The sequence below is a fragment of the Pseudomonas sp. CCI3.1 genome, assembly GCF_034313985.1.
GTDB classification, from domain to species: domain Bacteria; phylum Pseudomonadota; class Gammaproteobacteria; order Pseudomonadales; family Pseudomonadaceae; genus Aquipseudomonas; species Aquipseudomonas psychrophila.
On sequence record NZ_JAVIWO010000001.1, the window covers coordinates 457,165 to 470,899 of the forward strand.

Genomic DNA, 13,735 nt, shown 5'->3' on the forward strand with positions numbered 1-13,735 from the left:
CCGATATAGCCCGCGCCAGGGTTTTGAGTTGCCTATTTGCCAGAAGCGATTGCCTCGACTTGCTCTGCTGTAATTGCCTTGCCCTGGCCGCCCCATTGAGCACGCATCCAGGAGGCTAACCCCGCCACTTCCTCAGCACTCATGCGATCCGCAAATCCCGGCATGGCATACATGCGCTGATTCCCGGTGAATGTTTGTGTGGGAACCCCCTGCAAAATAACGGTCAGCAGATTAACCGGGCTGTCCATGACGACAGCAATATTGCCATTCATTGGTGGCGCAACATTTGGAATGCCTTCCCCATTCGTCCCGTGACATCCGGCACATGCGGAGAGGTAACTGAGTCGGCCACGCTGCAACGGCGTATCACTGGCAGCAGGGAGTGGCTCAGGTCCTTTTGCCGGCTGAAGCAGTTGACCATCCTTACCGGTCATCAGGTATGAGGCGATAGCATCCACATCAGCCGCTTGCATCGCACTGGTAGAGAAGTGCGTCACGGTATACATACTGCCAAAGGCTGTGCCTTGGGCAGAGATGCCGGAGCTCAGATACTCGCTCAATGACGTCGTGTTGAAGCCTCGCTTTGCCAGCGTCTGTGCAGTGATGTCTGGGACCACCAGGCCATCAACGACGTCACCTCCCTCCAGGGAGCGTGCAAAAGAAACACCCATCGTGATATTGCGCGGCGTATGACAGGCCCCGCAATGCCCCAGACCTTCCACTAAATAAGCGCCGCGCAACCATTGTTCCGATGCCCCCTCCCGTACAGGCGGTTGACGGTCTGGAAAGTTGATCAATGCCCAAAAGTTCATGAATGGCCGCACAGGCAGCCTGAACACTCCGGTGTTAGCAACATTGGGCTCAGCAATAGACGGCAGGCTCATGATGTAGGCATACAAGGCATCAATGTCTTCGGAGCGTGTGATATGCGTGAATACAAAAGGCATGCCCGGATACAGATTCCTGTTGCCGGGTGCAATTCCATCACGCAGCACACGATGAAAGTCTTCACGGGTGTAGTTGCCGATGCCATGGGTCTTGTCAGGGGTTATGTTGGTCGAATAGAGGGTTCCAAACGGTGTATCAATAGGTACACCGCCGGCGGCTCTTGGCCCCTGAGGCAGCGAATGGCAGCCCATGCAATTTCCAGCCAGCGCCAACTCACGGCCACGGGGGAGCAACTCCCGGGTCTGCGCATCCGTCAGCGGTTGCTGTACACCAGGTGCAACCGTTGAGGGACGGAACACACCCAGCAGTACGGCTAGAGCAAGCAAAACCGCGACAACAATGAAACCCGCCAAGCCATTGCGTAAACGATTACGTTTCATCGCCTGCTCCTTAGTCGATCACACAGCCAGGAGTCTTCAGCGCGACGTCCTGAACAGCCTGGTAGTAACGGACATACCCGGTACAACGACAGATATGGTCATTGAGCGCTGTTTCGATTCGACTTTGTAAGTCGGCACGTTTTACAGGTTGGCGTTTTAAAGATTCAACAAATACGGTGGCCGCAGTCACGAACCCCGGAGTGCAATAACCGCACTGAAATGAAAAGTGCTCGATAAATGCCTGCTGTATCGGGGTCAGGTCGCTCACCTCGCCATGCTCATCCCGCTTGGCCTGGCCCTCAATGGTAATCAGCGTTTTGCCATTAAAAAAATGGGCGTCAAAGATACACGTGCGCGTCTCTATGGGGATTCCGTCGGGTTGAATTTCCATGACGGTGCACGCATGGCAAATACCTTGCCCACAACCAAAACGAGTGCCTGTCAGATCAAGGTGATCATGCAAAAAATCGATCATGGGCATGCCCACAGGCGCGTCTACCGGACCTACTTTCTGACCGTTTATGGTGAGAGTCAGTGAGCGTTTCTCAATACTCATAGCATCAACGCCTTTTTAATTTTGTTGGCTGTCACTGGAAGGTGATAGAAGCGCGTTCCAATGGCATGAGTAATGGCATTACCCGTCGCAGCTACAACCGGGATCATCACCACCTCGGCCAACCCTTTGGGTGGGGATGTTTCAGTGAGAGGATCAAGATAGGTGGCGGTTTGCGTCCACACGGCGACATCTTTGGCCCGTGGCAACCTGTAGCGGTTGAAGTTCCAGGTGCCGTTCCCCGGGCCATCGCCGTACAAAGGGAGTTCTTCCATCAGCGCGTGACCAATACCCATGGCGATACCGCCTTGCTGCTGGCCTGACACCAGAGCAGGCACAATGATATTGCCGGGATCGAGCAAACTGTGATGATTCATGATCTCAACGTGCCCTGTGAAGGTGTTGACATTCAGTTCTACCAGGCAGGCTGCGGGTGTATAGGTGGTGACACCCGCGTTGTTGCGCTGGGCAGACGGAAACTGAACGTTACTGCGCTTGATGAAGTCATAGCCGCCGGTAGACATTCTTGCCTTCAACGACTCGGGAGCAGCATCTCCATAGCGCACTGCGATTGCATCTGCGGGTAGATTCTTGATCCCCAGTCCAGGAATCTCGAAATCGGCACGAGCCCATTGCCAACGGCTGAAGCAGTGCAGGGCAACGCCTGTGACAAGCCCCATTTCATGGGCTTTACGGGCGATTGCTTCGAATGCTATTGGCGCCATACCACCGCCGCCGATGCCGCCAGGCACTGCCCGCAGGTCTTTGGCGGTCATATAGCCACTCGCCAGTTGGCCTCCTGCCGGACCACTGCTCCAAATGGCCTGCGCAGCAGGCCAAACAGTATTTTCAAGTAGAAATTGAGCAGCCTGACGTGTACCAAATCCGATGAAGTAGACACTGTTTGAAGCGCTCATCGCGGGCAAAATAGCGGGCACCCAGAAAGGGTCCCGTGCAAGCTCGTCCTGTTGTTCCTGTGTAATGGAGAACGGTTCGAAATTACTCTTGAGCGGCAACTGAGCGAAGTTGGTTTCACCAAAAATTGCGATGTCAGGTGCCTTGCCCAGCAAGCGCTGCACCATGACTTGCTGCGCCGTCGTGGCACCGGTACCAATTTCTTGTACGCAGTGGCGCATTGTAATCTTGCCTGCTGCATCGAACTCTAATAACAGCGCCGTGGTATCTGCACCCGTTCCATAGTCTTTCTGAACTTGTGCAAAGCCCACGCCGTAGCGACGGCCGGGATTGGCTGCCTCGTATTTAACTTTTGCCTGCTCGCGGTTCAGCCACAGTGGATGACTCGAGGCGAGGTCAAGCATCTCCAGATTACGTGGGTCACCCAGCTGGACCGCACCCTGAGTGTTGGGATCGCCTGCCTGCAATGCATTTCGCTTACGCAACTCAATGGCGTCCATCCCCAACTGCGCAGCAACTTCGTCAATCAGTAACTCTGTGATAGACATGGCCTGGAGAGTGCCGTACCCGCGCATCGAGCCCGCTTCGACTGCGGCAGTTGCAATCGCAGCAGTGGCCAGATCGGACTTGGGAAAGTAATAGATGGACTGTGCTGCGGTGGCAGCGACTTGCGCCACTGAGAAAGAAAAGTTGGCGCGACCCCCCCCATTACAATTATAGAAAGCTTTAAGCACCTCGAACTTCCCGGTCTTGCGATCAGCGACCAGCGTTAGATCCATCTCGATACTGTGGCGCTTCATGCCCAACTGGAACTGCTCGTAGCGGTCATTTGCCAGGCGCACGGGCAGGCCATCGCCATAAAAACAAGCGGCAATCGTGTAGAACGGGAAAATGGAGTGATCTTTGGAGCCATATCCAACGGTGGTGCCAGACACCAGTTCAATCTTTTCGACGGGAAAGCGCTTGTTATCTTTGACCATGAACGCGGCAACCCGCGCAACTTCATACGGAGACTGCGCAGCAATCAGTACATGCAAGGTGCGCGTCGATGCATCGTACCAAGCATTACCGTTATCAGGCTCCATGGCACTGGGGTCAATGGACTGCGAAAAACCCTGGCGTTGCACAACAAGTTTTGCAGGGTTGTTACGTGCAGCTTCAATTTCTGCCTCAATAATGCCCGCAGCGGCCATACCCCGGCGCATCGGCTCATCGGTCTGCTGAGCGACTTTTAATGGATCGCGAACACCGCCACCGCCGCGATGAGGCAACAAGACTGAGCGCGGAACAAAGATGCCGTCAGGATCGGCTTTGGGCCAGGTCGGCGTATCACCGTCAAAATCCCCCCAAATAACAGCATCCTGAATAGGTGCAAAGGCAGGAGGGGCGGATGGCGTCTCACCAGCGATTCTCACATAACGCGCCGCCCCATAATTGGGAGGCTGGATCAATCCCGTCTTCCTGCCATATTTGACTGCAGTGGTTTCGAATCGCAAACGCCGCTTGGCCGCTTCAAAACGGTCAAAGTCATGGAAGATCAATAAAGCCACAGGGTGCCCGTACAGTGGGGCCGTGTTACCCGCCGGCAGCAGAAAGTCCTGACCGTAAAACCCAACGCCTAGATCTGCCAGTTCGGGGACCCGGACACCGTCTTTTTCCAAATCGGCATGCTTTAAAACCCGATCTGGCTGCAAGTCTGGTCCAAGCATCGACAGGTCAATATCGTCAAATGCATGTTCGACGTCGGTTGCTTTGAGGAAAAAACCATGGGCTTGTTTTTCTGGCCAGCCAGGCAGGTTTTTGGAGCGGAAGTCACGGGCGAATACTTTTTCCCCCGTGACTTTTCGTATCGCATCCCATCGATATTTCACACTGCCATCGGGCGCCATCCATTCGGATGTTTGCGCTCCTGAATGAACTTCACGCGCCTGAAGCGCAGGCAAGCGGCCGAACATAACAGTGATACCCGCAAACGTTCCAAGCTTGATAAAGTCGCGTCGATTGATGCCTGATGCCATGTTTGCTTCCTCTAAACACAGTCATACCGGTTTAAGTCGTCATTGAGCATAGATGTAAGGGCAAGAAAAAAATCATTAGGTGAGCGCTAAAAATCCTAGATAAATAGCTTAGATAAAAAGCGATAGAAAGCCAGATTCAAATAATAGAAATCCACCTGAAAGTTAAATAAACGCACCGATCGTTCTCTCTAAAAACAGTCGCGGAGAGTTACCCGCACGCCAGTTTTGATATCGAGGGTAAAAGACTTGCTTTTGAAAGGCTTTCATGTAGCCAAACTAAGTCAGCTGCGCTCAAACTGCTCTTTTTTTAGTTTGCCCACGCTAATCTGCATCGCAGGTTCAAGGATGACACCGTTTTTAATAGCAATAATCTCCGCCATAATGCTCACCGCTATTTCAGCAGGGGTTTTACTGTCGATGAATAAACCAATGGGGCCATGCAGCCGTTGCATCGTTTCCTTTTCAATCTCAAAGTGCTCAATCAATCGTGCACGCCGAGCTTCATTGTTCTGACGCGAACCAATGGCACCGACATAAAAAGCGGGGCTCTGGAGCGCCTCTATTATCGCCAAATCATCCAGTTTAGGATCGTGACTAAGCGTCACCACGCATGAGCTTGGGTCTGGCCTGAAAGCGGTGACTGCATCATCTGGCATACACCGTAACAGGGGGACTTCGCTCTCGTTCCAGCTGAATGTATGTTCAGGACGAGGGTCGCATACCGTGACCGTAAATCCCGTGCTCTGGGCAATTGCCGCTAGATACCTTGCGAGTACCCCGGCACCGATCAGCAACATGCGCCATCGCGGGCCTATGTACATTGCCAGTTGCTGATTATCTAAAAACAATGGTGCGTACTTGTTGACGACGGTTAACTGCACATCCCCGGTTTCGCACTCCACGGTACGCCGCACCAAGGCCCCGCCATCCAGATACTCCAGTAGCTGTTCAAGCCGTTCTGCACAAGGGTTGCGCTCCACCATCAACTCAATGGTGCCCCCGCAAGGCAAGCCAAAACGGTTGGCTTCCTCTGCGGTCACGCCATAACGAACCACAGTGGTTGATGGCGTCGTTTCAATCTCTTTAAAGCGATCAAACAGGTCATCCTCAATGCACCCGCCCGAGACTGACCCCACCATTTCTGCCCCGACTCGCAGGGCCAGCATCGCTCCGACTGGACGAGGCGATGATCCCCAGGTCTTTACAACAGTGATGAGCAACGCGGCTTGCCCTGCTTGGCGCCATGCGTGCAGAGCACGCAAAACCGTTATATCGACAGCATCCATGGCTTCTCCGACAACAACGTTGTGACTCATGTGAGGTGTAATCAATGGGTACTAAGCCAGAGTTCGGCTCGTTGCAAATCTTCTAAGGTATCGATGTCATGCACGATGCCTGGGTCATCAACCAACAGGGCTTTGACTTGCCCTTGACTGTCCAGGGCTTGCAGTACTGAGCGAGCCCCTTGGTCACCCCGCAAGCCCAGCAACGCCTCAGCACAACTCGCTGCGAAAGCGACAGGGTGGCCTTGGCGCTGTTCCCAGTACGGCACGACGGCCTGATAGGGTTCGTCAGTGATTAAAGCCTGCGCAACGGCGCGAAGTGTTGTAGAGCACACCAGTGGCATATCAGCAGGCAAGATCAACCAACCCGCCGCACCCTGCGTAGAACGCACACCGCAGGCAATGGAGTCACCCATACCTTCAGTCTCTGCTCCCGCAGGACTGACTACATAGCACTGCAAGCCAGCCTTTTCCACGGCTTCCAGTACATGGCTCATGACCGGTTTTCCAGCCAGTAGCGCTTGCAGTTTATGTGTATGGCCACCACTGCTAGCAAAGCGCATTCCTTTACCTGCTGCCAGCACTAACACCGTTACGTTCATGTTCATGGACCAAAACCACTGCTCTCACAGATGCTTGAAAACATTGTTGAAACCACCCCGGCAATTGGTTCGATTGGTCAGGCCGCTCTGGATATCCTTCAGGGCGGCCTCATCGTTCAAAGCCGCTTTGTCGACGCGACACAGTGCATCACGATAGCTCGCTATCGAAGCTCCGGGGATTTAATTGGAGGAGGAGGGCGCCATACCATCGGTGCAGAGGGCCATCGCGCCTGCACAGGCTTGATACCCAAGATTACGTGCGCAGACACCTTGGTATCTGCGCACGCCATCGCGGCAGGATCAACCCAGCGAGCGTTCCGACAGTTGGCCATCCACCAGGCGGTGAAGGCCCAAAGGGTTGGCGTTTTTCAATGCGTCAGGCAACAGGCTGTCGGGGTAGTTCTGGAAGCACACCGGGCGCAGGAAACGGTCGATCGCCAAGCTACCCACTGAAGTGCCCCTGGCATCGGAGGTGGCAGGGTAAGGTCCGCCGTGGACCATCGAGTCGCAGACTTCCACGCCGGTCGGGTAACCATTAAGCAGGACACGCCCGACTTTATGTTCCAGCAGCGCAGTCAATTCGCCGAACTGTTCAAAGTCAGTCACTTCGCCGATCAAGGTGGCCGTAAGTTGGCCATGCAAGCTGTTTATCGCGGCACTGAGCTGTACCTGATCATCAACTTCTACCACCACTGTGCTCGGCCCGAAGACTTCTTCTTGTAACACCTCATCCCCTTCGAGCAATAAGCTGACATCAGCCTTAAACAGCTGTGGCCATGCCTGATTACCCTGCTGAGCCTGCCCGGCCAGGCGTTGGATGGCGTGATGGGCAAGCAGCTTGTCCAGACCTTGGCCATAGCTGCGCAACGTGCCGGCGTTGAGCATGGTCTGCGTAGGCTGTTCGCTGATGTGCCCGGCCAACTGCTCAATGAAGGCCGTGAACGCAGCCGAGCGCACCCCGATGACCAACCCTGGATTGGTACAGAACTGCCCGCAACCTTGCACAACCGAGGCACAGAGTTCGCGGGCGATAGTCGCACCGCGTACGGCAAGGGCCTGGGGCAGGATGATCACCGGGTTGATACTCGACATCTCGGCGAACACAGGGATCGGCCGCGGACGTGCCGCTGCCATATCACATAACGCGCGGCCGCCCTTGAGCGAGCCGGTAAAGCCCACGGCATGAATCGCCGGGTGCTTGACCAGCGCCTCACCAACGCCTGCGCCGTAGATCATGTTAAATACTCCGGCGGGCATGCCGGTGCGTTCGGCGGCACGCATCAACGCATCAGCGACCCATTGCGCAGTAGCCATATGCCCACTGTGGGCCTTGAACACTACCGGGCAGCCGGCCGCCAACGCCGAGGCGGTGTCACCACCCGCTGTGGAGAACGCCAAAGGAAAGTTACTGGCGCCAAACACCGCCACCGGCCCCAGGCCAATGCGGTACTGGCGCAGGTCGGGACGGGGCATCGGAGCGCGATCCGGCAGAGCCTGATCGATGCGTGCGCCATAAAAATCACCACGGCGCAGCACCTTGGCGAACAAGCGCATTTGTCCGCTGGTGCGCCCACGCTCACCCAGAATACGACCCGAAGGCAATGCAGTTTCCCGGCAGACAACCGCCACGAAGTCATCGCCCAGGGCATCCAGCTCATCCGCGATTGCGTCCAGGAACCTGGCGCGGCGTTCAGCACTCAACGCGCGGTAGGCCGGGTAGGCCGCCGCAGCCGCTGTGGCGGCCTGGTCAACTTCCTCAGGGGTGGCCTGGTGAAAATCGTAGGGCAGTGTCTCGCCGGTGCTGGCGTCGACGCTTTTGACGATGACGCTGCCCAGGGCGCTGCGTTGGCCACCGATGTAGTTGTGACCGAGAATCTGAGTCATTGGGGGGGCTCCTTTAAAGTGTGCCGATGCCGCCGGGAGCGAATACCCCATCGACCGGGGTGATGCCGTTAATCAATGGCGCGCCGAACTCGGTCTGGCTGATTTCGAAGCGATCACCCGGCTGGGTGCGAATGCCGTCGGCGAACGACAAGGTCGCCGTGCCGAAAAAGTGGATATGCACATCACCTGGACGCAGGAACTGGCTGTATTTGAAGTGATGGTATTCAAGGTTCTCCAGGCTGTGGCACATGTTGGCTTCGCCACTGAGAAACTCGTTTTCCCACAACACTTCGCCATCGCGCAGGATCCGGCTACGGCCCGACAAATGCCGGGGCAATGCACCGACCCGCAGTTCCGGACCAAACGAGCAGCTGCGCAATTTGGAATGAGCCAGGTACAGGTAGTTTTTGCGTTCCATCACATGATCGGAGAATTCATTACCCACTGCGAATCCCAGGCGATAGGGTTTTGCGTCATGGCCAATGACATACAGGCCGCCGATTTCCGGCTCCTCGCCCGCGTCTTCGGCAAACGGTGGCAGTGGGAACGCAGCGCCGGGGCGCACAACGATGCTGCCATCGCCCTTGTAGAACCACTCCGGTTGCACGCCCGCTTGACCGGCGGCGGGTTTCCCGCCTTCCACTCCCCATTTGAAAATACGCATGGTGTCGGTCAAGACGGCTTCGTCACCAGCCTGCTGGTGCATTTTATCGCGCGTCGAAGCGCTGCCCAGGTGGGTCAGACCCGTACCGCTGATCAGCATGTGCGCCGGGTCCGGGTGATCCAGAGGCGGCAGGATGCGCAACTCGGCTAACAACGCGGGGTAGTCATGGGTAATGCCCAAGCCTTGCTGGTCGACCTGTTGCGCCAGGCTCACGCCCGCCTTGATGGCGGCGAGGGCCAAATCACGCACGCTGAAGGCCCCCAGTACTTCACGTACCAGGTCACCGTCTACCAGGCCCACGCGGCGTTCGCCGGTGTTGAGTTCAAACTGTACTAAACGCATAGCGGGTGTCCCTTGATTAAAGATGAGTCGCCGCGCGGGCGCTGGCGGCAAATTCGCTCGACTTGAGCACGTGTTTACGCTCGAGGGTGCGATACACCACGAACGTCAGGAATAGCCCGAACAGCATCACCCCGCACAGGAAGTACAAGCCCGAGGCCAGGTTGCCGGTGTACTCCTTGAGTGCACCGATCACGAACGGGCCGATGTAGCCGCCCAGGTTGCCCACCGAGTTGATCAGGGCAATCCCGGCGGCGGCGCTGGCACCGGCGAAGAAGCGTCCCGGCAATGTCCAGAAGATGGCCGTACAGGAAAACAACGAGAACGCCACCAGGCTCAAGGCCGCCAGCTGCAGCATCGGGACCGTCAGCCAGGCGCTGAAGAACAGACCGATGGCGCCCAGCACATAGAGCACTGCCAAATGGCCGTAGCGATCATTGAGGCGGTCGGAACTGCGAGGAATGATGAGCAAACCGATAATGCCGAAGACATAGGGCACCGAAGACACAAACCCGGTGCTCAAGTCACTGCCGCCAAACTGTTTTATCAACGTTGGCAGCCACAAACCAAGCCCGTAAATGCTCAGGGTGACGGGCAGATAGAACAGTGCAAGCAGCAATACGCGCTTGTCTTTCAAGGCGTGCAACGGGTTGCCATGACGGGTCTGGCCGTAGGCCTGCAAGTCTTTTTCCAGCTCGCCTTGCAGCCAGTCCTTTTCCGCCTGATCCATCCACTTGACCTGTTGCGGGCCGTCCGGCAAGTAACGCAGCACCGGCCAGGTCAACAGAATGGCGGGCATGCCAATCACAATGAACAGCCATTGCCAGCCATGCAGCCCAAAGACGCCATCCATGCCCAACAAGCCGCCGGACACTGGCCCGGTGATCATCATGGCGATAGGTTGCGACAGGATAAACAGCCCCAGGATCTTGCCGCGATGACGGACCGGAAACCATTGGGTGATGTAGTAGAGCACGCCCGGGAAGAACCCCGCTTCGGCGACCCCCAGCAGGAAACGCATGACATAGAAACTGTGCGGTCCCTGCACAAACGCCATACCGATGGTGATAGCGCCCCAGGTGAGCATGATCCGGGCAAACCAGCGCCGTGCGCCGAAACGCTCGAGCATCAGGTTGCTGGGAATCTCCATCAGGAAATAGCCGATAAAAAACAGTCCAGCGCCCAGGCCGTAGGCAGCATCGCCAATACCGATGTCGGCGCCCATGTGAAGCTTGGCAAAGCCCACTGCCGAACGATCTACGTAAGCAATCAGGTACAGCAGGATCAGGAACGGAATGAGTTTGAGCGTAATGCGACGAATAAGCCGGAGTTCCTGGCTCATGAGACGGTCTCCCATTGTTTTTGTTATGGCACCTCTGGAGTGGCCTCAAGCGGGTTATCGCCAGGATCAGCTCTCAGTTGAATCGACTATATAGTAATACTATTTACCCAACAACTCTTCCAAACTGGCTTTTTTAAAGCTAATTTAGGGGTACGGAAAATAATTAGTCATACAATAAGAGCCCGCCATCATGACAGACAAAACTCCTCCTCTGCGTTCCGCCCAATGGTTTGGCAGCGCCGATAAAAACGGTTTCATGTACCGCAGCTGGATGAAGAACCAGGGCATTGCCGATCATCAGTTCCAGGGCAAACCGATCATCGGCATCTGCAACACCTGGTCGGAGCTGACGCCTTGCAATGCCCACTTTCGGACCATCGCCGAGCACGTCAAACGCGGTGTCATCGAGGCCGGTGGCTTCCCGGTGGAGTTCCCGGTGTTTTCCAACGGCGAATCCAATTTGCGACCTACCGCCATGCTCACGCGCAACCTGGCGAGCATGGATGTGGAAGAAGCCATTCGCGGTAACCCGATTGATGGCGTGGTGCTGTTGACCGGCTGCGACAAAACCACTCCGGCGCTGTTGATGGGCGCGGCCAGCTGTGATGTCCCGGCCATTGTGGTCACCGGCGGGCCAATGCTGAACGGCAAACACAAAGGCAAAGACATCGGCGCCGGCACCATCGTCTGGCAGATGCACGAGTCCTACAAAGCCGGCACGATCAGTCTCGACGAATTCCTCTCGGCCGAGGCCGGCATGTCTCGCTCGGCAGGTACCTGCAACACCATGGGCACGGCCTCGACCATGGCCTGCATGGCTGAAGCGCTGGGCACCTCGCTGCCCCATAACGCGGCCATCCCGGCGGTGGATTCACGCCGTTACGTGCTGGCCCATATGTCGGGCATGCGCGCCGTCGAGATGGTCCGCGAGGATTTGCGCCTGTCCAAGGTATTGACCCGGGAAGCCTTTGAAAACGCGATCAGGGTCAATGCTGCCATTGGCGGTTCGACCAACGCCGTGATTCACCTCAAGGCCATTGCCGGCCGGATTGGCGTGGACCTGGAGCTTGATGACTGGACCCGTATCGGGCGGGGCACCCCGACCCTGGTGGACTTGCAGCCGTCGGGACGCTTTCTGATGGAAGAGTTCTACTACGCCGGGGGCCTGCCTGCCGTGCTGCGACGCATGGGTGAGAACGGCCTGATCCCGAATCCGCAAGCATTAACCGTCAACGGCAAGAGTCTCTGGGAAAACGTTAAAAACTCACCGATCTATGGCGAAGACGTAGTTATTCGGGCGATTGATAACCCGCTGGTCACCGACGGTGGTATCTGCGTGTTACGCGGCAACCTGGCGCCTCTGGGCGCGGTACTCAAGCCATCCGCTGCGACCCCGGCCCTGATGAAGCATCGCGGCCAGGCAGTGGTGTTCGAGAACTTCGACATGTACAAGGCCCGCATCAATGACCCTGAGCTGGCGGTCACTGCCGATTCGATTCTGGTAATGAAAAACTGTGGTCCCAAGGGTTACCCGGGCATGGCAGAGGTGGGCAACATGGGTCTGCCGGCCAAGCTGCTGGCTCAGGGCGTGACCGACATGGTGCGTATTTCCGATGCCCGCATGAGCGGCACGGCGTACGGCACAGTGGTGCTGCACGTAGCCCCGGAAGCCGCAGCCGGCGGACCATTGGCGGCAGTGCAGGAAGGTGACTGGATTGAACTCGACTGCGCCAGCGGACGCCTGCACCTGGACATCTCTGATGCCGAGCTGGCCGCTCGCCTGGTCGAGATCGAACCGCCAAAAAACCTGTTGATTGGCGGCTATCGCCAGCTCTACATCGACCATGTCATGCAGGCCGACCAAGGTTGCGATTTCGATTTCCTGGTGGGCTGCCGAGGATCGGAAGTACCACGCCATTCCCATTAAGTGGCCACACCGGTAAAGCGAGCCCACCCTGACAATCAGAGCGGGCGCGATTCAACCCGCGCCTGCTATGATCCGCGCTTTCAACCGAAAGGATCGCCCCGCGCCCCATGGATTATCGTCAGCCCTCCGACCGCAAAAGCATGCATACGCGCATCGTTCAGGAACTCGGCCTGCAGATTGTCTCCGGGCGCTTCAAATCCGACGACAAACTGCCCGCCGAAGCATTGCTCTGCACAGAATATGCGGTCAGCCGCCCGGTATTGCGCGAAGCCACCCGGGTCTTGGTCGCCAAAGGCCTGGTGTACTCCAAGCCACGCGTTGGGACCGTGGTCAAGCCACGGCGCGAGTGGCACATGCTCGACCCTGACGTGCTGCACTGGTTGCTCCAAGCCTCGCCCCAAAACGAATTTTTTGGCTTGCTGACCACCGTGCGCAGCATTATTGAGCCCGCCGTGGCGGCTCTCGCAGCCCAGCATGCAACCGCAGACGATGTGGCTTCGATTCATGAAGCCTACCAACGCATGGAGAGTGCCTCCACCCCTGAAGAGCTGTTGCAGCCCGATCTGGATTTTCACAGCCGGATTGCCGATGCAACCCATAACGACCTGCTGGCCAACTTGTGCAACATGCTGTCATTGGCCTTGCGCGAAGCCATGAAGCACTCCAACCGTCGGCCCAACCTGCACGAACTTGCCCTGCCACGGCACAAGGCAATTTTGACCGCGATCGAAAGTCGCGACGCCCTGGGGGCACGCCAGGCCACGCTGGTACAGCTCGAAGACGCACGTACAGCGCTGGATGTGGTGCTGGGTCAAGGATGAGGGTGTTTGATACTGGCGAATATGATTCGAAGGGGAGCGGCGCCCAACCCTGGGCCAGG

General features: G+C 56.9%; 10 protein-coding genes. 2 read left to right on the forward strand and 8 right to left on the reverse strand.

Going from position 1 to position 13,735, the window contains the following annotated elements; all coding sequences use genetic code 11:
• Positions 1 to 32: 32 nt before the first annotated feature.
• The 8 genes from RGV06_RS01900 to RGV06_RS01935 all read right to left on the reverse strand — a co-directional run bounded on the left by RGV06_RS01900 (position 33) and on the right by RGV06_RS01935 (position 10,928).
• Complete coding sequence (locus RGV06_RS01900; protein WP_322149197.1) at positions 33 to 1,328, reverse strand: cytochrome c; 1,296 nt, start codon at positions 1,326 to 1,328, stop codon at positions 33 to 35.
• A gap of 10 nt (positions 1,329 to 1,338) precedes the next feature.
• The gene (locus RGV06_RS01905; protein WP_231984400.1) at positions 1,339 to 1,878 is read right to left on the reverse strand and encodes a (2Fe-2S)-binding protein; all 540 of its coding nucleotides are present in this window, start codon (positions 1,876 to 1,878) and stop codon (positions 1,339 to 1,341) included.
• A 2-nt stretch (positions 1,879 to 1,880) separates the two neighbouring features.
• Entirely contained in the window at positions 1,881 to 4,814 is a 2,934-nt protein-coding gene (locus RGV06_RS01910; protein ID WP_048352151.1) for a xanthine dehydrogenase family protein molybdopterin-binding subunit, read from the reverse strand.
• Between the two features lie 281 nt (positions 4,815 to 5,095).
• Positions 5,096 to 6,100 (reverse strand): XdhC family protein, encoded by a 1,005-nt coding sequence (locus RGV06_RS01915; RefSeq protein WP_322149199.1) that lies wholly within the window; start codon positions 6,098 to 6,100, stop codon positions 5,096 to 5,098.
• Between the two features lie 41 nt (positions 6,101 to 6,141).
• Complete coding sequence (locus RGV06_RS01920) at positions 6,142 to 6,705, reverse strand: nucleotidyltransferase family protein (RefSeq protein WP_037031770.1); 564 nt, start codon at positions 6,703 to 6,705, stop codon at positions 6,142 to 6,144.
• Between the two features lie 294 nt (positions 6,706 to 6,999).
• Positions 7,000 to 8,583: an aldehyde dehydrogenase (NADP(+)) gene (locus RGV06_RS01925; protein WP_322149200.1), complete on the reverse strand. Its 1,584-nt coding sequence runs from the start codon at positions 8,581 to 8,583 to the stop codon at positions 7,000 to 7,002.
• A gap of 13 nt (positions 8,584 to 8,596) precedes the next feature.
• Complete coding sequence (gene araD1, locus RGV06_RS01930) at positions 8,597 to 9,589, reverse strand: AraD1 family protein (RefSeq protein WP_322149202.1); 993 nt, start codon at positions 9,587 to 9,589, stop codon at positions 8,597 to 8,599.
• A 16-nt stretch (positions 9,590 to 9,605) separates the two neighbouring features.
• A complete protein-coding gene (locus tag RGV06_RS01935; RefSeq protein ID WP_198821494.1) occupies positions 9,606 to 10,928 on the reverse strand; it encodes an MFS transporter in 1,323 nt (440 codons plus the stop codon).
• A 190-nt stretch (positions 10,929 to 11,118) separates the two neighbouring features.
• Between RGV06_RS01935 and RGV06_RS01940 the strand changes: the two genes are divergently transcribed.
• Together RGV06_RS01940 and RGV06_RS01945 are read left to right on the forward strand one after the other, a co-directional pair.
• Positions 11,119 to 12,855: an IlvD/Edd family dehydratase gene (locus RGV06_RS01940; protein ID WP_322149204.1), complete on the forward strand. Its 1,737-nt coding sequence runs from the start codon at positions 11,119 to 11,121 to the stop codon at positions 12,853 to 12,855.
• 107 nt (positions 12,856 to 12,962) lie between these two features.
• Positions 12,963 to 13,676 (forward strand): FadR/GntR family transcriptional regulator, encoded by a 714-nt coding sequence (locus RGV06_RS01945; RefSeq protein ID WP_019822535.1) that lies wholly within the window; start codon positions 12,963 to 12,965, stop codon positions 13,674 to 13,676.
• Positions 13,677 to 13,735 lie beyond the last annotated feature (59 nt).